The 22074-nt window shown below is 57.6% G+C and carries 24 protein-coding genes and 3 tRNA genes; 25 read left to right on the forward strand and 2 right to left on the reverse strand.

The genetic code is table 11. The features are described 5' to 3' along the window. Positions 1-73 precede the first annotated feature (73 nt). The 5 genes from AC0CW1_RS12710 to AC0CW1_RS12730 all read left to right on the forward strand — a co-directional run bounded on the left by AC0CW1_RS12710 (position 74) and on the right by AC0CW1_RS12730 (position 2965). A complete protein-coding gene (locus AC0CW1_RS12710; RefSeq protein WP_488183401.1) occupies positions 74-337 on the forward strand; it encodes an RNA-binding S4 domain-containing protein in 264 nt (87 codons plus the stop codon). A gap of 133 nt (positions 338-470) precedes the next feature. Continuing rightward, positions 471-761, forward strand: coding sequence for a YabP/YqfC family sporulation protein (locus AC0CW1_RS12715; protein ID WP_488183402.1), 291 nt, complete (start codon positions 471-473; stop codon positions 759-761). A gap of 21 nt (positions 762-782) precedes the next feature. Continuing rightward, on the forward strand, positions 783-1439 hold the full coding sequence (yabQ, locus tag AC0CW1_RS12720; protein ID WP_488183403.1) for a spore cortex biosynthesis protein YabQ: 657 nt from the start codon (positions 783-785) through the stop codon (positions 1437-1439). Between the two features lie 103 nt (positions 1440-1542). After that, positions 1543-1971, forward strand: a complete 429-nt coding sequence (locus tag AC0CW1_RS12725) for an FtsB family cell division protein (RefSeq protein ID WP_488183404.1) — start codon at positions 1543-1545, stop codon at positions 1969-1971. Between the two features lie 58 nt (positions 1972-2029). After that, entirely contained in the window at positions 2030-2965 is a 936-nt protein-coding gene (locus tag AC0CW1_RS12730) for a Ppx/GppA phosphatase family protein (RefSeq protein ID WP_488183405.1), read from the forward strand. A gap of 138 nt (positions 2966-3103) precedes the next feature. On the opposite strand, the gene AC0CW1_RS12735 is transcribed toward AC0CW1_RS12730, so the two are convergent. Together AC0CW1_RS12735 and AC0CW1_RS12740 are read right to left on the reverse strand one after the other, a co-directional pair. Beyond that, positions 3104-3862 (reverse strand): type 1 glutamine amidotransferase, encoded by a 759-nt coding sequence (locus AC0CW1_RS12735; protein WP_488183406.1) that lies wholly within the window; start codon positions 3860-3862, stop codon positions 3104-3106. A gap of 3 nt (positions 3863-3865) precedes the next feature. Beyond that, the gene (locus tag AC0CW1_RS12740; RefSeq protein ID WP_488183407.1) at positions 3866-5269 is read right to left on the reverse strand and encodes a MurT ligase domain-containing protein; all 1404 of its coding nucleotides are present in this window, start codon (positions 5267-5269) and stop codon (positions 3866-3868) included. A gap of 162 nt (positions 5270-5431) precedes the next feature. Between AC0CW1_RS12740 and AC0CW1_RS12745 the strand changes: the two genes are divergently transcribed. From AC0CW1_RS12745 to bchB, 20 genes are all read left to right on the forward strand, one after another. Next, positions 5432-5507: transfer RNA gene (locus tag AC0CW1_RS12745), tRNA-Met, on the forward strand. A gap of 5 nt (positions 5508-5512) precedes the next feature. Continuing rightward, a tRNA-Met gene (locus AC0CW1_RS12750) sits at positions 5513-5590 on the forward strand. A gap of 7 nt (positions 5591-5597) precedes the next feature. After that, a tRNA-Glu gene (locus AC0CW1_RS12755) sits at positions 5598-5673 on the forward strand. A gap of 608 nt (positions 5674-6281) precedes the next feature. Next, on the forward strand, positions 6282-7619 hold the full coding sequence (gene hemA / locus AC0CW1_RS12760) for a glutamyl-tRNA reductase (protein WP_488183408.1): 1338 nt from the start codon (positions 6282-6284) through the stop codon (positions 7617-7619). A 203-nt stretch (positions 7620-7822) separates the two neighbouring features. Then, on the forward strand, positions 7823-8242 hold the full coding sequence (locus AC0CW1_RS12765; RefSeq protein ID WP_488183409.1) for a c-type cytochrome: 420 nt from the start codon (positions 7823-7825) through the stop codon (positions 8240-8242). A gap of 382 nt (positions 8243-8624) precedes the next feature. Then, positions 8625-8843, forward strand: a complete 219-nt coding sequence (locus AC0CW1_RS12770; protein WP_488183410.1) for a hypothetical protein — start codon at positions 8625-8627, stop codon at positions 8841-8843. After that, complete coding sequence (locus AC0CW1_RS12775) at positions 8843-9292, forward strand: QcrA and Rieske domain-containing protein (RefSeq protein WP_488183411.1); 450 nt, start codon at positions 8843-8845, stop codon at positions 9290-9292. Before AC0CW1_RS12770 ends, AC0CW1_RS12775 begins: the two co-directional genes overlap by 1 nt. 3 nt (positions 9293-9295) lie before the next feature. Beyond that, entirely contained in the window at positions 9296-9937 is a 642-nt protein-coding gene (gene extP, locus AC0CW1_RS12780) for a selenite/tellurite reduction operon b-type cytochrome ExtP (protein ID WP_488183412.1), read from the forward strand. A gap of 16 nt (positions 9938-9953) precedes the next feature. Next, entirely contained in the window at positions 9954-10355 is a 402-nt protein-coding gene (locus AC0CW1_RS12785) for a cytochrome b family protein (RefSeq protein ID WP_488183413.1), read from the forward strand. Between the two features lie 44 nt (positions 10356-10399). Then, positions 10400-11107, forward strand: a complete 708-nt coding sequence (locus AC0CW1_RS12790) for a c-type cytochrome (protein ID WP_488183414.1) — start codon at positions 10400-10402, stop codon at positions 11105-11107. Positions 11108-11175: 68 nt separating this feature from the next. Next, on the forward strand, positions 11176-11433 hold the full coding sequence (locus AC0CW1_RS12795; RefSeq protein ID WP_488183415.1) for a hypothetical protein: 258 nt from the start codon (positions 11176-11178) through the stop codon (positions 11431-11433). 113 nt (positions 11434-11546) lie between these two features. After that, positions 11547-12023 carry a TspO/MBR family protein gene (locus AC0CW1_RS12800; RefSeq protein ID WP_488183416.1) on the forward strand — a complete coding sequence of 159 codons (477 nt, stop codon included), beginning with the start codon at positions 11547-11549 and terminating at the stop codon, positions 12021-12023. Between the two features lie 140 nt (positions 12024-12163). Beyond that, positions 12164-12772, forward strand: coding sequence for a bacteriochlorophyll 4-vinyl reductase (gene bchJ, locus AC0CW1_RS12805; protein WP_488183417.1), 609 nt, complete (start codon positions 12164-12166; stop codon positions 12770-12772). A 108-nt stretch (positions 12773-12880) separates the two neighbouring features. Continuing rightward, positions 12881-13807 carry a (bacterio)chlorophyll synthase gene (bchG, locus tag AC0CW1_RS12810; protein ID WP_488183418.1) on the forward strand — a complete coding sequence of 309 codons (927 nt, stop codon included), beginning with the start codon at positions 12881-12883 and terminating at the stop codon, positions 13805-13807. A gap of 225 nt (positions 13808-14032) precedes the next feature. Beyond that, a complete protein-coding gene (locus tag AC0CW1_RS12815) occupies positions 14033-15859 on the forward strand; it encodes a hypothetical protein (RefSeq protein WP_488183419.1) in 1827 nt (608 codons plus the stop codon). A gap of 138 nt (positions 15860-15997) precedes the next feature. After that, positions 15998-16681, forward strand: a complete 684-nt coding sequence (bchM, locus tag AC0CW1_RS12820) for a magnesium protoporphyrin IX methyltransferase (protein WP_488183420.1) — start codon at positions 15998-16000, stop codon at positions 16679-16681. A gap of 14 nt (positions 16682-16695) precedes the next feature. Beyond that, positions 16696-18348: a magnesium-protoporphyrin IX monomethyl ester anaerobic oxidative cyclase gene (gene bchE, locus AC0CW1_RS12825; protein ID WP_488183421.1), complete on the forward strand. Its 1653-nt coding sequence runs from the start codon at positions 16696-16698 to the stop codon at positions 18346-18348. Continuing rightward, positions 18345-19208 (forward strand): ferredoxin:protochlorophyllide reductase (ATP-dependent) iron-sulfur ATP-binding protein, encoded by an 864-nt coding sequence (bchL, locus tag AC0CW1_RS12830; protein ID WP_488183422.1) that lies wholly within the window; start codon positions 18345-18347, stop codon positions 19206-19208. Before bchE ends, bchL begins: the two co-directional genes overlap by 4 nt. Continuing rightward, complete coding sequence (gene bchN, locus AC0CW1_RS12835; protein WP_488183423.1) at positions 19157-20497, forward strand: ferredoxin:protochlorophyllide reductase (ATP-dependent) subunit N; 1341 nt, start codon at positions 19157-19159, stop codon at positions 20495-20497. The genes bchL and bchN overlap by 52 nt, the downstream gene beginning before the upstream one ends. After that, the gene (bchB, locus tag AC0CW1_RS12840) at positions 20494-22056 is read left to right on the forward strand and encodes a ferredoxin:protochlorophyllide reductase (ATP-dependent) subunit B (RefSeq protein ID WP_488184151.1); all 1563 of its coding nucleotides are present in this window, start codon (positions 20494-20496) and stop codon (positions 22054-22056) included. Before bchN ends, bchB begins: the two co-directional genes overlap by 4 nt. The last annotated feature ends 18 nt before the right edge of the window (positions 22057-22074 follow it).

Here is a 22074-nt window from a genome sequence, read left to right on the forward strand (position 1 = left end):
TCTTCTAGGATACATCATAGATGTTGGAGTCAGGTTTCCGCAGGGAACCTGATTTTCATTCGGGGGGATTCTATTGCGCATCGACAAGTTTTTGAAGGTGTCTCGCATCATCAAACGGCGCACCCTGGCCAAGGAGGTCTGTGACGGCGGTCGCGTCACTGTCAACGGCCGTCCGGCCAAGGCCGGGACAGAGGTTCAGCCCGGCGACCGCCTGGTCCTGCAGTTTCCGCAGAAACGGATTGAGGTGGAAATCGTCGACGTGAAAGAGAACGCCCGCGTCGACGAGGCGAGAGACCTCTACCGGGTGCTCCAGGAGGAAGTCCTTGCCCGCGACTGAGGCTCCGATTTATCCTGACAACCTCAGATTACCAAAACCAATGTTTATATTGAGGTTCGTTCTAGAACATACGCCTGCCCACATAACCATGTTGGGGAGGCGTATTTATTTTTTGAAAAGGGAGGAACTTCCTATGGATGTTCATGGCGATAAAACCCACGATTTTGCGGTGATAGACCGGAAGAGCATCACCATCCGCGGCGTCACCCAGGTCGGCGCTTTCGATGAGGTGGAGATCTACATGGTGACCGTGCGCGGTCCCTTGTTGCTGCGCGGCGAGGGGCTGCAGATCACCCAGTTGAACCTGGACGACAAGATCCTCTCCGTCGATGGCCGGATCGATTCAGTCCAATACGTGGAGGAACATTCTCCCCAGAACCTGAAGCAAAAAGGCAAGAACCTGCTGGAGCGCCTGCTGCGGTAACCGACAGGGTTGCGAGGGGGGATGGCCGTGACGCCGCTGGCCCAGCAGGTCTATGGCTTTGTCTTATCCGCTGTGGGTGGTCTCGTTCTGGGAACAGCCTTCGACCTGTACCGGACGCTGGTGCGGGTGGGTCGGCGAAGGTGGTGGGTCGCTGTCGCCGATGTACTCATGTGGATCGTTGGCGCGGGACTTTTCTTTCTTCTTCTGCTCTGGGGTCACTGGGGGGAGGTCCGCCTGTACGTTTTTCTCGGCCTGGCCGCCGGCATGGGACTCTATTACCGGTATATGACGGAGGAGGTTCGCGCCTTTTGGGAGGGCATGCTCGAACTGATCCTGCACCTGTTGCAGACCTTGGGGTACCTGGTGACGTTCCCCTTTGTCTTCCTGTACCGCTCTGTCCGTCGGGCGCTTCGCTGGCTCTACCTGACGGGGGGGCGGGGTAAACGGTGGGCGAACCGGTGTCTCTGGACGCCCTTTCGCAAAACGATGGGCCGTTTCCGCGCCTGGATGGGGCGTCTGACGGCTCGTTCGCGGAAGTTTTTCGGAGACGCGACGGCAGGCGTCCGGCGCCGGTTGGGAAAAAGGGCAGAGAGAAGCAAGCCCGGTTTTCGGCAGCGATTGGCCGGACGCCTGCGCGCTTTGTTGCGCCGACCGCCGAAGCCGCCGCCAGCGGCGTAATGGGGGAAAACTTTCCTTCTTTACCCTTTGGGAGGAAGGATTTTTGAGGCGACGCGCCGAAAGCCCCACTATTCCAGAATGTATCCCGATAGGGGTGAGGCGGTTGGCGCAGCCGGCGCGGACACAGCGACAACAGCAACAAACACAGCGGCAACAGCTACCGCAACAACAAGAACTGGAGCCGCAGCAACGGTCGCGGGGGCGCAGGAGCAAAGGCATCAGCAGAGGCAAAAAGTGGGCCCTTGTCGCCTTCGTCATCGGCGCTTTTGCCTTGGCAGCCCTTTCGCCCTTTTTGCAGCACCGCCAGTTGGCCCGGGAGTCGGACAGGCTGTCCGCTGAACTGGAACAGGTGCGGGCCGAGCGTCAACAGTTGGAGAAGGATAAAGAGTGGCTTGCTTCAGACGCCTATGTGGAGCAGGTGGCCCGGCAGCAGTTGGGCTTGGTGAAACCAGGCGAGATGATGGTGGTGCGGACCCGCCCCGGCAACGCTCTCAAGAAGGAAACTCAGCACGCCCAAGAGATTCGCGATTAAAAAAGCATTTCCGTCCTCAAGCGGCGGAAATGCTTTTTCCTATAGGGGAGGTATAAGAATGATGGAGAAAAACAACCGCTGGGGCGCTATCGACATCGGCTCCAACTCGGTGCGTTTTCTCGCCGCCGAGGTGGCCGGAGGGGATATGCAGGCCTTGTGGCGACGCCTCGATACGACCCGCCTGGGGCGAGCGGTGGCCCACACCGGTGATCTGCATCCGGAAGCGATGGAACGCACCCTCGATGTGCTCGCATCGGCGCTGGCGGCGATGGCCTCACTGGGCATCGAAAGGGACAAGGTGGCGGCTTTTGCCACGAGCGCAGTCCGGGAGGCGGGCAACGGCGCCGCCTTCTGCCGCCGTATCTTCGAAGAGCTCGGTCTTGTCGTGGCCGTGATTTCAGGAGAACAAGAGGGGCGCCTCAGTTATGAGGGCGCCGTCGGCGGTCTGCCGGAGCGCCTTGTTGAAGGAAGAGTCCCTGTCGTCGTCGACATCGGCGGTGGCAGCGCCGAGGTGGTTTTTCGCCATGGCGACTGGTGGCGGCGTAGTTTTCCCTTAGGCGCCGTCCGTTTGACGGAGAACCGTTGGGGAAAGGCGGAAGTCGCCCGGCTCTGGGCGCCTGCGGCGGAGGCGATCCGGCGTTTGCGCGAGATGGGCGAGGCGCCGCTTCTCGTCGGCGTAGGCGGCACGGCCACAACGGCGGCGGCCATCGCGCTTGAACTGTCCGTCTATGCGCCGGAAAAGGTCCACGGCTATTACCTGCCGTTGGAGCGGCTTCGCGCCATCGGCGCAAGGTTGCGATCACTCGATCTGGAGGCGCGCCGGCAGACGCCGGGACTTCAGCCGGAACGGGCCGACATCATCCCGGCGGGGCTGTTAGCGTTAGAGACACTGCTGGAGGCGGCGGGATGTGACGGCTTTATCGCCAGCGAGACCGATCTGCTCCACTGCGCCCTCCAGCGCCGCGCTGCCGGTCAGTGGCCGCCTGCCGACTAGAGCCGCATAACCGGCTGTGAAAGATTGCTGCCGGCAGCAATCACTCTCAGGGCTGCCGGCAGCAATCTGTAGCACTGTTGGCGACCCCTGCCGAGCCGCATTTAGCTTCGTAGCGCAGACAATAACCGCCGGTCATGCTCAGCGGGAGGCGAAGCGGCGGGCCACAGAATCGTGGGCGGTTCGCTCCCAGTGATCGGCAAGCGGCGTCAGGCTGCCGTCACCGTAGCGCCGTTCCAGGGCGCGGGCGAGCAGCCAATCGGCCAGGGCGGGGTTTTTGGGCAGCACCGGTCCATGCAGATAGGTGCCGATAGCGTTTTTATAGAGGGCGCCTTCTCCTTTGTCTTTCCCGTTGTTGCCGTGGCCGGCGATCACCCGGGCCAGGGGCTGGATGCTGCCACGATCGCCGAGGAAGGTGCGGCCCGAGTGGTTTTCAAAACCGACGAGGCCTTTGCCGTGGCCGAGGAAGGGCGCTTCGGCCACGACGTTGCCGATCAGGCGCGTCGAGCCTGCCTCTGTCCAGGCGTCGAAAAGACCTAAACCCGGCATCTCTTCCCCTGTGTGGGTGCGGTAGTAGCGTCCGAGGAGCTGGTAGCCGCCGCAGACGGAGAGAAGCGGCAGACCGCCTTCGGCGGCTTCGACGAGGGCGGGGCCTTTGTGTTGTTGAAAATCGCGGAACAGGAGCGTCTGCTCCCGGTCGGAACCGCCGCCCATGAAGACCAGGTCTGCGTCGGAGAAGGCAAAGCGGTCATTGAGGGAAACCCGCTCGACGGCGAGGGGGATGCCTCGCCACTGGCAACGGCGGAGCAGGGTGATGATGTTGCCCCGGTCGCCGTAGAGGTTGAGCAGGTCCGGGTAGAGATGGACGAGGCGCAAAGCGCGTGTTTCTGTTTGTGCCATCGGCTATTCCTCCCAGTAACGGGGCGAATGGCCCAGGTTGGCGAGGGCCGTTTTCGCTTCCAGCAGGGCCGTATAGGTCGGCAGGATGTAGAGGGTCTCTTCGGGAGCGGTCATCTCCAGGGCGGCGGCGATGGCCTGGCTGATATCCGGCTCATAGGAGATCGCTTCCGCCGGCACGCCGGCGTAGGTGAGGCGCAGGGCCATGTCCTCGCCGCGAAGGCCTGAGGTGGAGACGCCGGACAATTCCGGCAGGACCGGTGCGAGGGCCTCAAAGTCGGCATCCCAGAGCCAGGAGATGTCCCGGCCGTCGGCGGCGTTGTCGTTGATGATCACGAGGAGACGCTTGGGTCCCCTGTTTTGGGTGAGGGTGCGCAGCACCTCGTCACAGCCGGTGGGATTTTTGATCAGGGCCAGAAAGGCGCGGCGGCCATCGTTCAGTTCCAGCCGTTCCATGCGGCCGAAGTTTGTCCGGTAGCCCTGCAAGCCGGCGCGGATCGACGGTTCAGGCAGGTCCAGGCGGAGCGCCGCTGCGGTGGCGGCCAGGGCGTTGTATATGTTGTAGAAGCCGGGCGTCGACAGTTCCACGCGCCAGCTTCCCCGGGGGGCGTTGACGGTGAAGGCGGAGCCCTCTTCTCCCTTCAATTCGACGCCGGAGACGCGGATCTTCGGCTGAGGCCGCGCAAAACCGCAGTTGTTACAGCGGTAGTGGCCCAGTTGGCCGAAGAAAAACCAGTCATAGACGAGCGGGTGGCCGCAGAGGCGGCAGAAGCGCGTCTCCGCCGACTGGGTCATCTCCCGGCTGCCATAGGACCGGTCATCGACGCCGAAGTAGAGGGTCCGTCCGGGAAAGCGCTTTCCGATGGAGGCCACGAGGGGGTCATCGGCGTTGAGGATGGCCACCGACTGGGGCGGGAGCAGTGACAAAGCCTCCTCGACGAGGGTGACTGTTTTGTCCAGTTCCCCGAAACGGTCGAGCTGGTCGCGAAAAAAGTTTGTCACCACAACGCCGCGTGGGCGCACCTCCCGGACCAACTGGGGGATGGTGGCCTCATCGACCTCAATGACACCGAGATCACTGGCGATGGAGCCGCCGATGCTGGCCGACTCGATGAAGGCGGCCGTGATCCCGCCGACCAGGTTGGCGCCGGCGCGGTTGTGGGTCAGCGTCAGTTTGGATGCGGCGATCATCTCGGCGAGCATCTTCGACGTCGTCGTCTTGCCGTTCGTTCCCGTGATGACCATGGCCCCCTGCTTCAACTGGGCAGCCAGGGCGGAGAGCAGCCCGGGGGCGATGCGCCGGCCCAATCCACCCGGAAAGGATGTGCCGCCGTGCCCGATGCGGCGGTTCAGCCAGATCGCTGTCTTCCCGGCCCACAGGCCGGCCAACATGCGCGGTGAGTATAACAAGGGGGCACCTCCGTCAGTTCGCAGCGTTATCGACAGTACTATTTTATATTAACATGACCTAACAGTACGTTGTTTTTTTTATTTCATGCAGGGCCTTGACAAAAGGCTCTCACCTGTGGCATAATGCAATGGTCGGCGGCGGTAAGCTGTCAACAGGATTGACGCGGGGTGGAGCAGTTGGTAGCTCGTCGGGCTCATAACCCGAAGGTCGGAGGTTCAAGTCCTTCCCCCGCAACCAAATTTGGCGGTGTAGCTCAGTTGGTCTAGAGCATACGGTTCATACCCGTAGTGTCGTAGGTTCAAATCCTACCACCGCTACCAAAATAGCGGCCCGTTGGTCAAGCGGTCTAAGACACCGCCCTTTCACGGCGGTTACAGGGGTTCGAATCCCCTACGGGTCACCATCTGTATTTTTGAAACGCCTTTCCGGCTTGCGGAGAGGCGTTTTTGTTTTGCGCGCAGCCTTTTCCAGGCGCGTTGATAAGCTCCGGTTGCTTGATCTTTCGGTGTGAATTTTCGAACATGAGAAAGATTTTTGTTTTTCGGTTGTATGATAGATGTGATGATAGATGGTTTGTTTAGTGTGCACTGAATCGCTTAGGTGAAATCTGGGGGTGGATTGGCAGAGCGAGCGATTTGGGCGGAGCGGCGTTGTGAGCGCAGATTGCGTAGCGGAAAAGCGCGCCATGACATGCAGAAAAGCCCTAGAGGGTTTGGCGCGCCCGCGGAGCAAGCCAGCGAACAGCCGCGCAGCCCTTAGCGAGCGGAGCCAATCCACCCCCGATTTACCGATAACTAAGCATGAACAGAGAATCCCAACGGTATTACAAACCCAAGAAAAAATATAAGCAATTTTTATTCGGGGCTTTTACAAATCGATCGGATCGAGTAAAATGAGGAAGGACGGATGATTCGTACGGATTTAATAATGCGCCCGTTGTGCTTGTCACGGCGTGCGCTCCTTTCATCACTGGACAAGGCTCGCATTTCCGTAGATTGAGAGGGTGGTGCCATGTTCATTTTTGCAGTCGGGCTCAACCACAAGTCGGCGCCTGTGGAAGTCCGTGAAAAACTCTCCTTTACTGAAGCACAAATCTCTGAAGCACTGACCCAATTGCAAGGCATGAATGGCATCGAAGGCTGCTGCATCCTCGCTACCTGCAACCGGACGGAGATCTATGGGGCATGCACCGACATGGAAGCAGGGTTGGCTGCGGTCAAACGGTTTGTCATCGAGCGGGGCCACTTGCAGCCCTCTGAATTCGCCAATTATTTTTATGTACATACGCTGTATGACGCCATCCGGCATCTCTTCCGCGTCGCTTCGGGTCTCGACTCGATGGTGCTCGGCGAGACGCAGATCCTGGGACAGGTGCGGACAGCCTACCAGCGGGCTTGCAACGAGCGGGCCAGCAACGGCATCATCAACACCCTCTTCCAGCAGGCCATCACCGTCGGCAAGCGGGTGCGCTCGGAGACAGGGATCGACCAGCATCCTGTGTCCATCTCCTATACTGCCGTGGAACTGGCGGAGCAGGTCTTCGGCGGCCTGACCGGCCGGTCCGCCATGGTGCTGGGCGCCGGCAAGATGAGTGTGCTCACCTTGAAGCATCTCGTCGCCCAGGGTGTTGAGAAGATCATCATCGCCAACCGTTCCGTGGAGAAGGCGGAAGAGCTGGCGCAAAGCTGCGGCGGCGAAGCCATCCCCTTCCACCAGGTCCATGAGCGGATGGCCGAAGCGGATATCGTCATCTCCTGCACGGCGGCGACTCATTACGTCATCCGCCGGCCCATGATGGAAGAGGTCATGGAAAAGCGGGGCGGCAAGCCTGTCTTCCTCATCGACATCGCCGTGCCGCGCGACATCGATCCGGAAGTCGCCCAAGTGCCCGGCGTACACCTCTATGACATCGATGACCTACAGCATGTCATCGACAAAAACCTGGAGGAGCGCCGCAAGGCGGCCGTCGAGGCGGAGGAGATCATTGAGAGCGAGATCACCCAGTTCTTGCGCTGGCTCAACTCCCTCTTCGTCATCCCCACCATCGTTTCCCTGAAACACAAGGGCAATCAGATCCGTGAAAAAGAGCTGGACCGGGCGCTGAGCAAGCTCAAGCACCTGTCAGACAAGGAAAAGAAACTGGTCGGCTCCCTGGCCAGTTCCATCGTCAACCAACTGCTCCATGATCCGATCACCCAATTGCGTCATTATGCCGCCACGCCGGAGGGTCACCTCTACTCGGAGATCCTGCAAAACCTCTTCTGCCTCGATGTGCCTGGACAACGCCAGAAACACGCCGTCGCTCGCCTGCATGTCGTGGAGACGGTCCGGCAAAACACCGCCGGCTAGCGGAAGGAATAGGCCGGTCCTAGGGAATAATATCGGCTATTATTTCTTAACAAATGCTCATTAAAAGATATACAAAGCATGTCTGAAAAAAGGCTGAAAAAACGGGGAACTTTGGCCGAAAACGCCTAAATTCGGGCGTTGAGGATAATTAACAGGTTCTTTACAATGAAATTGGTCTCATTCAGCAAGGAGGTGAAAACACAATGAAAAACCTGAAGCTTATCGGCCTCGCGGCTATCCTGGGTGTCAGCATGTTCACCCTGACGGCTTGCGGCGGCGGCACCACCGCCAAGGCTCCCGAAGCCACGAAAGCTCCCGTTGCCACGGAAACCGCCAAGGCTCCTGAAGCAACTAAAAGCGCTGCGGCTCCCGCTTCTGCTGACGCTAAAGCCCTCTACACCGGCAAAGGCGCCTGCATCACCTGCCACAAGCTGGGTACCGAAGGCGCTCTGGAAGTCGGCCCCAACCTCGACAAGGTCGGCGCCAAGTACAACGAAGAGAAGCTCTACAAGATCCTCGTAAACCCCGCTGGCGAAGGTCTGCAAGCGACCATGCCTGCTGCTACGACTCTCTCCGACGACGAGAAGAAGGCTGTTGCCAAGTTCCTGGCCGAACGGAAATAATTTATTTTTCATTTGTGCCGGACAGAGTACATAGTGGTAAAGAGCTCCGCAAGGGGCTCTTTTTTGTGCGGTCTATCACGTAAACGTAGTACTTTTGTTCATGCTCTATACAGGGAAAGAGGAACGTGTTATTATACTTTAGCGGGAATTGTAGCACCGGTTGATGGGAACGACCGTTTCCAGAACCGTCGACCCTGTCCCACTTCTCTCATTCCGCCGGAATGATCCCAGTTGAGACGACGTAATGTACAAGCAGAACGCTGGTTCAGAGGGGAGGGAGCGATGTGAGCCGTCATTTTTGTCGGTCTATGGGGACAAGGTCGAAAAAAGGTTACACAAGGATCCGCCGGCAATTGCCGGTAATGTTAAGGGGGGGGTATTTTTGAAAGCGCCGGATTACAAAGCGGGGTCGCTTAACCTGATCGTGTTGGCCCTGGTCGCGGTTGCGCTGCTTTTTCTCATGGTGAAGAAATGGTCCGTCGGCGATTACAATGGTGCTGCCGTTTACATAGGCCTGTTGTTCGTCGATTTCGGGGCGGCCCTCTACACGTTCCGTGTGGCCGTCTTTGACGGCACCGGATATAAGGAGGTAAAAGACTGATGGATTCGAACGTTTCCAGGAGGAAATTCCTCGGCGGGATCATCGCCATCCCCACGCTGGCCGCTCTCGGCGCGCCCTTGGCCGCTGTCGGGCAGTATGTCTATCCTCCTGACTCCCTGTTGCAGCCGCCGGCGCCGAAGAAGATCGGCACCCTGGCCGAACTGAAGCCGATGGAGGCACTGCGCTTCGATTACAACGATATCCCTTGCATGGCTATCAAGGTCAACGATCAGGTCATCGCCTACACCCTGAAGTGCACCCACCTCGGTTGTACGGTGGACGTGCCCAAAGGCAGCCTGGAAGGCAAGAAGCTGATTTGCCCCTGCCACGGCGGGGAATTCGACATCGAAGGCACCAACGTAGGCGGACCGCCGCCGAAGCCGCTTGTCCGCCTCGCTGTGGAAGTCAAGGAAAACGGCGATATCATTGTCAAAGAGGGGGCTGCGTAACGAATGAACTGGTTGGAAGAACGCTTGCCTGGCATCGGCCGTATCGCCAAGGACATCGCTGAACACCCCGTCCCCTCCCATACATTGAACATATTTTACTGCCTCGGCGGCCTGACGCTGCTTTGTTTTATCGTCCAGTGCCTCACCGGAATTTTCCTTGCATTTTATTATAAGCCCACACCGGAAGCAGCCTTTGCCAGCGTTCAGATGATCACCAACGAGGTCCGCTTCGGTTCTATCATCCGCTCTATGCATCACTGGTCTTGCCAGTTGATGATCCTGCTCGTCTTCTTGCACATGTTGCGCGTCTACTACACTGGCGCTTTCAAAAAGCCGCGGGAACTCAACTGGGTCGCCGGTTGCTTCCTGCTGGTGCTCAGCCTTGGCTTGGCCTTCACGGGCTACCTGCTGCCCTATGAGCAACTGTCCTACTGGGCTTCTGTCATCGGCGCTGAAACGGCGAATACCCTGCCTGTCATCGGTCCGACCTTGAAGATCATGATGCAAGGCGGCATCAAGGTTACGGCCGAGATGCTCAGCCGCTTCTACGTGCTTCATGTCATGATTCTGCCCGCCATCACCATCGGCTTCTTAGTTGCGCACTTTATCATGATCCGGGTCCAGGGCATCTCGGATCCGATGTAAAAGGAGGTCGCCCCTTATGGATAACCAGAAGAAACGGTTTACCGTTCCTTTTATGCCGGTTCACATTACCACAGAAGCAGCCCTGGCGATGGCTTTTGTGGGTGTCCTGTTCATCCTCTCGGGCGTGCTCCCGAAAGAGATGGCTGAACCAGCTGACAAGCTTGTCACCCCGATCGGCTTAAAGCCGGAGTGGTACTACCTCTGGGCCTACGTCATCTTAGAACTGGTCCCCAATAAACTGATGGGCATCGTTATCCCTGGCCTGATGATCCTGGCGCTCTTCCTTGTACCTTGGCTGGAACGGGGCAAGGAGCGCCACCCGGCAAAGCGCCCCATCGGCGTGGCTGTCTTCACATTCATGATGATCGTCGTCGCCATCCTGACCTATATGGGGGCTACCCTGCAAATCGGCGGCTAGCGCGGATGGAACAGGCATTTCGATAAGGACAAGGGGGAGACAAATTGGGAACCCGTAAATTCGTCATGTTCGGCTCTACGGGCCTTCTCCTGGCGGGCATTCTGCTGGCGCCATCTTGGCAAGCCCAAGGGGAACTGGTGCGGGGCCATGAACTGTATAAAACCCATTGCGCCTCCTGTCACGGTGAAGACGGGAAAGGCGTTCAGGGTGTCAAAGCAGCTACCTTGAACAACGAAGGTTTTCTGAAAGTAGCCTCTGATGACTACCTGCTGAAGTCGATCCGCTTGGGCCGTCCCAGCCTGGCCACCAACGCCATGCCCCATTTCGACGCCCAAAAACTGCCTGATGAGAAGGTCGACCTGATCATCAAAAATATGCGTTCTTGGCATCCTGAGATCCCGGTGCCCGTCGAAACGGGTGAGAAGGTGTCGGGCGATCCCGTCAAGGGTGAAGTCTTCTACAAAGCGGCTTGCGCTGCCTGCCATGGTCAAAAAGGTGAAGGTGGCATCGGCGCCGCCTTGCTCGACCCCGGTTATCTGAACTCCGCTTCCGACGAATTCATCCTCCACTCGATCACAGCGGGACGCCCCGGTACGAACATGCCTCCTTATCCCGACTCACCCGATATCCGAAATGTTGTCGCTTTTTTGCGCAGCAAGCAGGTCCCCTACGATCCGGCGGAGAAGAAAGAAGAAGTAGGAAAAGCCGAGTCGAAAGACAAAGCTGCCGAAGGCGAAAAAAGCAAGAATTGATCAATGACGACGTAGCAATCACGACAGCGATAGACAGGCAGAAATGATGCCAACTGGAGGTAATGTCGATGAGGAAGACAGTAATGCTGCTATGGCAATGGCGACATCTGGTCTTCCTCTTGTTTTTTGCTGTCGTCGCCACTTTTTTTCTAGATCTGGCATTGACGATCATCCGGCGGAGCATCGTCGGCGCTCCGGCTAGCCTGTGGACGGTCCTTTTCGCCTTCTTCGGTCTGGCAGTCGGCGGCTACGGCTTCCTTCGGTTCGTTTACCGCCATGACAAAAAAACGGGCCGAGTCAAAAAAGAGATTAAGTGGCTTGAGTAATCGGCGAGGGAGGGTTTTCCATACACAACCGCAGCTATGAAAAAGCGCTGATCTCGCCTGATTTAAACGGCGCGGTAGGGACGGAGACGAGGCCGGAGCGGTGGGGGACTGCCATGAATATAGCGATGGACGCGCTCAAGCTTGTCGCAAGCATTGCTGTCTGCCAGGTCGCCAGCCTGATCGGGGCGAAGTTCACCATCCAATCGATTATCTGGTATGCCGGTTTGGCCAAGCCGGAATTCAATCCTGCCAATGACGCCTTTTATCCTGTCTGGACACTCCTCTACACCCTGATGGGCATCTCCCTCTTCCTCGTCTGGCGTCAACCGGATTCGAAGAATAGGCGATACGCCCTTGCCTTTTTTTTCGCTCAATTGGTCTTGAATATCATGTGGTCGTGGGTCTTTTTTGAACTTCAGGCCCCCGCAGTCGCCTTGATCGAAATCATCCTCCTGGAAGGCGCCGTTCTGGCGACCACCTTTTACTTTTATCGCCTTTCCCGGTGGGCAGGAATCCTCATGATTCCTTATTTTCTTCGTGTCGGATACGAGGCGGTGCTGAATTATTTTATCTGGATAATGAATCCCTAAAGGCTGATCAAGGATGCTTGAAGAATCTAAGTATAAGATTTTTGAGGAGTTTGCGAATGCAAAAGGTTGATCGATGTTGGATTATGCTGTATAATTCAACCACAAACGCCTGTGTTCGGCGACTCCTCTTTTATTGAGGGGTGGACGACATCACATCCAATACATACGGTAAAATCGGCCCCAATTCGATCATCCAGACGGTGGCAGCCTTAAAAGAGCGCTACGGTGACAGCAAGACAAGGGAGTTTTTAGTCAAAGTCGGACGAAGTGACTTGACCCAAAGGCTCCCTTCAGAGATGGTGGAGGAGCAGGAGTTTAACGACCTGGTCCGTTCCATCCAAACAAGCTTCGGCGATAAAGAGCTTATACCACTGTTGAGGCGTTCGGGGGAATTGACGGCAGCCTACCTTCTGAAACATCGCATTCCCGTTCCGGTGCAGTGGATCCTGAAAGTTCTTCCTGCCCGGTCAGGTCTCAAGATGCTCTTATCTGCGATCGAGAAAAACGCTTGGACCTTTGTCGGTACGGGTGAATATCGTTTTTCTTTAGAAAAAAATCCAAAGATCATGATTTCAGATTGCATCTCCTGTCGAGGCATGTCTGCGGTCGGACCGATTTGCGCCTTCTACGAGGGTACATTTCAAAAACTGATACAAACCCTTGTCGATGCGAAAGCGACCGTTAGAGAAACGGAGTGCATCGCCAACGGGGGTTCGGCCTGCGTCTATGAGATTCGATTCGGTGCGTAATGAGAATTTGTCATTGATACAGTGACATATTGGAATCAGATTTCCGATACATATACAGATGATAAGACCCGTTAGGCTCCCGAAAAAGAAAAGAGTGGGTGTGCCGAGATGAGTGTCGACATCAATCGCCAAAGCCAGAGTCCGTCCACAATCAACCCTTCGCAGGAGCCGCTCTCCATCTGGCGCGTACGCCTCCAACTGACGAAACCTCTGACATGGATCGGTCCGGTGTGGTCTGTCGGATGTGGTGTTGTCGGCGCGGCCGGCGCAGACCTGACCGTAGATACCTTCCTGCGAAGCCTCTTGTTGATGTTTGTCATCGGCCCTCTCGTCTTGGGCATGGGCCAATCGATCAACGACTACTATGACGCTGACGTGGACGCCATCAACGAGCCCAACCGCCCCTGTGCTCGCTTTCCTGAGTTGTTCAAACGTCTCGCCTTGACCAACGTGGCCGTTCTCTCCGTTGCGGCGCTGGCGGTATCCTATATCGCCTTCCGGATTGAGATTTTTCTGCTCGTCCTCGTCGGTCTGCTGATCGCCTACATATACAGCGCGCCGCCGTTGCGGTTGAAGCAAAACGGCTGGTACGGAAATACGGCTTGCGCGCTCACGTACGTAACCTTGCCTTGGATCGCCGGCAACTACCTCTTTGACAGCGTGACGACAGAACAGACGATCGTTGCCTTTCTCTACGCCATTGGCTCCCACGGTTTCATGACCATGAACGACTTTAAGAGTGTCGAAGGCGATAAGGCCTGCGGATTGCGCTCGATGGTCGTCATGTATGGCGTGGAAGGCGGCGTTAAGATCGCCCTGAATATGCTCATGGTCTCTCAACTGATGGTGGCGCTCTATATCGTCGCCCTGGGACATTACATCGGTGGCGCCGTTCTCGCCGCGTTGCTGCTGGCCCAGTTGCCGTTTCAACCGAAACTCAAAACAGACCCCAAGCGGTTGGCCCCCTGGTACAACGCCACAGCGAACAGTTTTTTTATCCTATCCATGATGGCTGCGGCGTTTACCCTTAAATAAAGGGACATCATCGGCTGACATCATCGTCGTGGGGGACAAAGCCTGCCGAACGTGGCTGGCGGAAATGAGGAGGTGGGAAGGGGACAGAGATCCATCGGACGGGTGCCGCGGAGGTTTCCAAATGGGGATACGGCCATAATACAATCTTTTACTTCGCCAGCCCGGGGAACCGTCTGCTGACCTGCACCCAACATTCTAAAAAATCTGAAAAGGAGGTCCTGTTTGATGGCCACAGCCGAAATGGCATTTAACCCCCGGGCCCAGGTCTTTGAATACTTCAAAGACAAAGTGCCTGCCACTCGGGGCGCCGTTCTGAAAGCCCACATCAACCACCTGGGCAACATTGCCGCTATGGTCTCTTTTGTTCTCGTTCATCACCTGAGCTGGGATCCCGCGACCCAAGGTGTTCTGTGGGCCCCCGCTACCATGTTTTATGCTCGTCTTTATCAACTGGGTATGGATGCGACTGCGCTGAGCCCCGATGCGCTGTTTGTCGCCCGTATGCACCTTCTTGCCGCTATCATCCTCTGGGGTGTAGGTCACATCAAATCCCCTGCCGAAGAGAAGTTTTTGGAAAAGGTCACCATGGGCAAGTCCCTGGTCGCCCAGTTCCACTTCTTCGCTCTGATCGCCACCCTCTGGGGTCTGCACATGGCCTTCTACGGCATCCTCGGCCCCTCCGGCAAACTGGAGCCCACCGGCCTGAGCTTTGACATGTTCGGCCCCATCACCCCCGCCACCATGGCTGGTAACCACATCGCTTTCGGTGCTGTGTTCTTCCTTGGCGGCATTTTCCACCACTTTGCTGGCTTCAACACCAAGAAGTTCGCCTTCTTTGAAAAAGATTGGGAAGCTGTTCTGTCCGTTAGCTGCCAGATCCTCGCTTTCCACTTCGCCACTGTCGTCTTCGCCATGATCATCTGGCAACATCCCCAACTCGGCTTCGGCTTCATGCGCGAATATGCCGTCTCCCAGTATGCTGGCCCTGAACTGAAGATGATCGCTCAAGGCAACCCCGGCCTGCTGGTCAAGCAAGCCATCCTGGGTCACCTGGTCATGGGCATCATGTTCTGGATCGGCGGCGTCTTCCATGGTGCGCACTTCATGCTGCGGGTTCTGAACGATCCCAAGCTGGCTGAAGAAATGAAGGACTTCAAGTTCATCAAGCGCTGCTATGACCACGAGTTCCAGAAGAAGTTCCTGGCCCTGATTATGTTCGGCGCCTTCCTGCCGATCTTCGTTTCCTACGGCATTGCCACCCACAACACCATCGCTGACATCCATGCCGCTTCCAAGACCGGCATCTTTGCCAACATGACCTACATCAACATCGGCACCCCGCTTCATGACGCCATCTTCGGCTCCAAGGGCTCCATCAGTGAATTCGTCGCCGCCCATGCGATCGCTGGCGGTCTGCACTTCACCATGGTTCCCATGTGGCGGATGGTCTTCTTCAGCAAGGTTTCGCCCTGGACCACCAAGGTTGGCATGAAAGCCAAGCGCGACGGCGAGTTCCCCTGCCTTGGCCCTGCTTACGGCGGCACCTGCTCCATCTCCCTCGTTGACCAGTTCTACCTGGCCATCTTCTTCTCCCTCCAGGTCATCGCTCCCGCCTGGTTCTACATTGATGGCTGCTGGATGGGCTCCTTTGTAGCCGTTGCCCAGCCCAACAATGAAATCTATCAGGCTGCTGTGGCCGCCTACAACTCCTTCAACCCGCTCCATCAACTGTCCCCGCTCACCAACATGGGCTACTTCTCCTACATCATTCAGCAGACCACGGCCATGTTCTCCCGCTACGACGGTCACATGATCCAGGCTCAGCTGGGCGCTCACTTCATCTGGGCCTTCACCTTCTCCATGCTGTTCCAGTATCGCGGTTCCCGCGACGAGGGCGCCATGGTCCTGAAGTGGGCTCACGAGCAAGTCGGCGTTGGCTTCGCTGGCAAAATGTACAACCGGGCCCTCAGCCTCAAAGAAGGCAAAGCGATCGGTACCTTCTTGTTCTTCAAGATGACCATCGTCTGCATGTGGGCTCTGGCCATGGTGTAATTCACACCGAAAACATCTGTTCCTCACACCCCCTGCGCCCTGAGAGGGGCGCAGGGGTTTTATCTCGCTTACGGGGAAAATCGGCCGGATCCGGGCCAACAACACAGTTCCATCATAACGCTTTAGGGGGTGGAGGCCATGGCAAACGAACTGAATTCCTATTGGACGCAACAGGAACAGGTGAGGAATTATTTTGACGGCGATGCCTTTCAGCGATGGGCGTCCATCAGCAAAGGAGAAAGCAATAACTTTGCCCAGCGAAAGCTCATTGAAGGTCGTCAAGCCATCCACCGCTGCCTTTTGGACTGGATCGGGCCGGTAGCTGGTAAGCGAATCATCGATGCCGGTTGCGGCGCAGGTTTTCTCGCCGAGATCCTCGCCGATCAAGGCGCTAGCGTCAAGGGTATTGATATCTCCACGAAAATGATTGAAATGGCCGCTGCGCGAAACCGCGGGCGGGACAACCTCACCTTTGAAGTCAGCGATTTGGTCTCGGAAAAAGGAAATTACGACATCCTTATCTCGATGGATGTGTTGATTCATTATCCCCTCTCCGACTTGCCGGCGCTGTTAGAACACACACTGGGCCGCAGCCGGGAACGGGCGTACATCACCTTTGCGCCATCAACTGCATGGTTTCGCTTCCTCAAAGCTGTAGGGGAGCGGATGTCGGGAAGCTCCCGTACAACCAGCGCCTACCTGCATCCGATTTCGGAGATCCATTCCATTTTGAATACACTAGGCTACCAATCCACTCGCCAAGAGCTGGTCTCTAACATCATCTATAATGCGATGTTGTTAGAGATCAAGCCGAAACGATGACTAGGAGGCTTGACATGCGCATACTGATGATCCAACCTAACTACCATTGCGGTGGCGCCGAAATCGCCGGAAACTGGCCGCCGAGCTGGGCTGCGTATATCGGCGGATCGTTAAAGGCAGCTGGTTACACCAACATCAAATTCGTCGATGCAATGACCGAGGATCTACCAGATGACGTGCTAGCTGAAATCATCCGGAAGAACCAGCCGGATGTGGTCCTGGCGAGTGCGATTACGCCGATGATCTATAAAGCGCAGGACACTCTGCGTGTTGCCAAACAGAGCAACCCCACCTGCAAGACCATCCTGGGTGGGATCCATCCCACCTTTATGTACAACCAGATCCTGAACGAGACCCCCGAGATCGACTACATCGTCCGCGGCGAGGGCGAAGAGATTATCGTCAACCTGATGAACGCCATCGCCGCCGGCTCCGATCTGAAGGATCGTAAGGATATCCTGGGCATCGCCTATATGGAGGACGGCAAGGTTGTCGCCACGCCGGCCCATCCGCCGATTCAGAACCTGGACGGACTTACTCCTGATTGGAGCATCCTGGACTGGGACAAGTACATCTACATCCCCCTCAACTGCCGCGTGGCCGTGCCAAACTTTGCCCGTGGCTGCCCCTTCACCTGTCGTTTCTGCTCCCAGTGGAAGTTCTGGCGGACTTACCGAGTGCGCCATCCGAAGAAGTTTGTCGACGAGATCGAAACGCTCGTCAAAGACCATAAGGTGGGCTTCTTTATCCTCGCCGACGAGGAACCGACGATCAACCGTGACAAATTTGTGGCCATGTGCCAGGAACTGATCGACCGCAAACTCGATGTGCACTGGGGCATCAACACCCGCGTCACCGATATCCTGCGCGACGCCCACCTGCTGCCTTTTTACCGCAAGGCCGGCCTTGTTCACATCTCCCTCGGCACTGAGGCAGCCACTCAGATGAACCTCGACCGTTTCCGCAAAGAAACGACGATGGAAGAAAACAAGCGGGCTATTGACATGATCAAGGCCAATGGCATGGTTGCCGAGGCGCAGTTCATCATGGGCCTGGAGAACGAATCGCCGAAAACCATCGAAGAGACCTTCCAACTGGCCCTCTACTGGGACGCCGACATGGTCAACTGGAACATGTACACCCCCTGGCCCTTCTCGGAACTCTTTGAGGAACTGGGCGACAAGGTCGAGGTTCGCGACTACTCCAAGTACAACTTCGTCACGCCGATCATGCAGCCTGACGAGATGGACCGCGAGGATGTCCTCAAAGGCGTGTTGCGCAGCTACGCCCGCTTCTACATGCGCAAGAGCTTCCTCCACTACCCCTTCATCAAGGACCCCTTCAAGCGCAAGTACATGATGGGCTGTTTGAAGGCTTTCTTGAAGATGACGGCCACCCAGCGTTTCTATGACATTGGCCGCGTCAAGCGGAAAGGCTTCCACACCGAAGTCGACCTCGGCTTTGACCAGTCCAAGATCGTCAGCAAGGAAGAACTGGCCCGGATCAAAGCGGCCAAGCAAGTCCAGGTGGACGAGGATTTTGGCACCGTCACCGCTTGCGGGGCGCCGAAGGACCTGGAGATCTCGGCTTGCGGCGCGCCTCGCGATCTGCCCTCCATTGAGACAACGCCGGATGGCAACACTGCCGTGAGGGGCATGAAAATATGATTATTGCCGTATACGGAAAAGGCGGCGTCGGCAAGTCGACAACCACGTCCAACCTGGCCGTGGCCATCGCCAAGACGGGCCGACGTGTGCTGCAAATCGGCTGTGACCCCAAGAGCGATTCCACCTTCACCATCGCCGGGCGGATGATCCCGACGGTGGTGGAGATCCTCGATAAGTTCAACTATCACTATGAATCGATCGAGCCCGACGATCTGGTCGTCAAGGGGTACGGCGGCGTCTGTGTCGTCGAGACAGGCGGTCCGCCCGCCGGCAGCGGTTGTGGCGGCTATGTCGTTGGCGAGACGGTCAAGCTCCTCGAAAAGCTTGACATCATGAGCAAGTATGACGTGATCCTTTTCGATGTCCTCGGCGACGTCGTCTGCGGCGGCTTTGCCACACCCCTGCAATACGCCGACCTGGCTTGCATTGTCTCCTCCAACGATTTTGACGCTCTCTTCGCGGCCAACCGCATCTGTGAGAGCATTGCGGAGAAGAACGCCTCCGGTTATGACGTGAAACTGGCTGGCGTCATTGGCAACCGCTGTGACCAGGTGGACCTGCTCGAAACCTTCACCCGCCGGATCGAAGCGCCTCTGATGGGCGTCGTTCCCCGTAACGAAGAGGTGCGCCAGTCCCGTGTCAAGGGGTACACCCTCTTTGAACTGGAAGAGATGGGGGAGCCTGTCGGCGAAATGACCAGTGAGTTTCGTAAGATGGCGGCCTATCTTCTCAGTGACCCTGAAGGCGTTGTGCCCAACGCTGTCGGCACACGGGAGATGTTTGAACTCTTTCGAGGGGAGGACCTGCCGTGGAAGGGATCCAACGGGAAAACGGCTGCTTCCATACCTTCTGTCCGATAGCCAGCGTCGCCTGGCTGCACCGTAAGATCAAAGACTCCTTTTTTCTGATTGTAGGCACCCACACCTGCGCCCACTTCATCCAGACGGCCCTCGATGTCATGGTTTACGCTCACTCCCGCTTCGGCTTTGCCGTCCTGGAGGAATCGGACCTGGTAGCCGCTTCGCCGACAGAAGCGCTGGCCAAGGTGGTCGAAGACGTCAAGGCGGAATGGGAGCCGAAAGTGCTCTTCCTGCTGAGCACCTGCAGTTGCGATATCCTAAAACTCGATTTGGAGAACTCCAGCAAAGAGTTGAGCAGCCGCTTCGGCTTCCCCGTCGTACCGGTGCACACCTCTGGCCTGGACCGGACCTTCACCCAAGGGGAAGACGCCGTGTTGCACGCGCTGCTTCCCTTTGTCCCCAAGGAAGCGCCGACGGCGCCAAAGGCGGAAGTTGTAGAAGAGAAGAAACGTAGCTGGTTTTCTTTCGGCAAGGATGAGGGGAACAAGGCGAGCGCCCCGTCGGCGCCCCAGCGCAACCTGGTCCTTGTCGGCGCCGTCACCGATTCGACGACCCAGCAGTTGCAATGGGAACTAAAACAACTCGGCCTGGAAAAGGTCGACGTCTTCCCGAGTGGAGACATCAAGAACATGCCGGTGATCAATGAGAACACCGTCGTCGCCCCCTTGCAACCCTACCTGAGCGACACCCTAGCCACCCTGCGCCGCGAGCGGGGCGCCAAGGTGCTCACGACCCTCCTGCCCATCGGTCCTGATGGAACGGCTCGTTTTCTGGAAGCCATTTGCGCTGAGTTCGGCCTGGACGCCTCCCCTGTCGCCGAAAGGGAGGCCCAAACCTGGCGTGGCTTGGAGAGCCAACTGGCCCTCCTGCGCGGGAAGCGGATCATGTTCCTTGGCGATAACCTGCTGGAGATCCCCTTGGCTCGCTTCCTCACCGCCTGTGGCGTGGAAGTGGTGGAAGCCGGCACCCCCTATATCCATACCAAGGATTTGGCCATGGAAATCGCCAGACTCCGGGAAAAAGGCGTGCCTGTCATGGAAAGCCCGAACTTCGCCGCCCAGGTTGAGCGCATCGACCGCTTCCGACCCGATTTGATCGTCGCCGGACTCGGCATCTGCAACCCCTTGGAGGCGTCCGGCTACACGACAGCCTGGTCGATTGAATTCACCTTTGCCCAGATCCACGGCTTCGTCAATGCCATCGATCTGATCAAACTCTTCGTCAAGCCGCTTCTGAAGCGGCAGGCTATGCTCGATCAGGGCTGGGCGGAAGCGGGGTGGATCGGATGAAACTCGCCTATTGGATGTATGAAGGAACGGCCCTCTCCGGGATCGCCCGTGTCGCCGGCAGCATGCCGAAAGTACATACGGTGATCCATGGCCCCCAGGGCGATGGTTATATCAATGTCATGTTCTCCATGCTGGAGCGCTTTGACAAGCTCCCGCCCTTCACCCTGTCGCCCATCGGTCGGCGGGAGATGGCCCAAGGTTCGAGAGCCCGCCTCGTGGAGACGGTCCGACGCGTCGACGCATTGCATCGGCCCGATGTGATCGTCATCACCCCGACCTGCTCGTCGACGCTGCTGCAGGAAGACCTGCTGGCCGTCGCACGGAGCCTCGGCCGTCAGACGAAGGCGAAGCTCATCGTGCCGCGAGTGAACGCCTTCCGGGACCTGGAGCATTTCGCCATGGATGACTTCCTGGCCCAGATGGTTGCCGAATTCGCTGTTGAGCAGCCGAAGACGGAGCGCTTTACCGTCAACCTGATCGGCCCTTCTTACCTCGGGTTTCACCAGATCCATGACCTGAACGAGATCCGGTCGATGCTCGAAGAGATCGGCATTGGCGTCAACGCCGTCATCCCCTACGGGGCGACCGTGGAGACATTGCGCAGCCTGACCGGCGCCCACTTGAACATCTGTCTCTACCGCGAATACGGCCGTGGAGCCTGTGAATACCTGCACAAACACTTCGGCATCGATTACCTGACCGTCACCCCCATGGGGATCCGCCAAACCGGCCGCTTCCTGCGCGCCCTTGGCGAACGGGCCAGCATCGATGTGACCGCCTATATCCGCCAGCACCTGGCGCCGTCGGGCGCTCTGGCTCGCTTCACCAAATCGGTCGACGCCCTGTCGTCCCTCTTTGGCAAGAGGGCTGTCGTCTTTGGCGATTTTAGCCATGCCGTCGGGGCGACCCACCTGCTGCGCGAGATCGGCGTACAGGTGGTCTGGGCCGGCACCTATATGACCGCTTGGAAGGACGAATTCACCGAGGCCGTCGCTGCTTTGACCGATGAGGCTTTTGTTTGTGACGACTTTCAGGCCGTGAGCCGGAAGATCCGGGACACCCAGCCGGACATCGTCTTCGGTACCCAGATGGAGCGGCACAGCGCCGCCCGTTATGACCTGCCCTGCATCGTCATCAGCAGCCCAGCCCATATTCTCAACTTCCCCCTCTTCCCGGCGCCGGTCCTCGGCTACCGGGGGATGACCCGTCTGCTCGACACGATCAACCAGACGATCAAGCTCGGCCTGGAAGAACACCTGGTCAACATGTTCGGAGAAGACACCGCTTCAGAAAGCCAGATGGAAGCGGCGGCCGCCGCGGCAACAGGCGCCGCGACAGCCCCGACAGGAACTGCGGGCGCCGTTGCAACCGTCGATGAATTGCAATGGGACGCCGAGGCCTTGAAGGCCTTGAAACAGGTGCCCTTTTTTGTACGAGGAAAAGTGCAGCGCAATACCGAGAACTATGCCCGTGAGCGCGGTTACAGCGAGGTCACGCTGGATGTGATCTACGCCGCCAAGGCCTACTTCGAGAGCAAGGGCAATCAGGGCAACCGGTAATTGCCGACGGGAGGAAAT

This window comes from Heliomicrobium sulfidophilum (genome assembly GCF_057715735.1).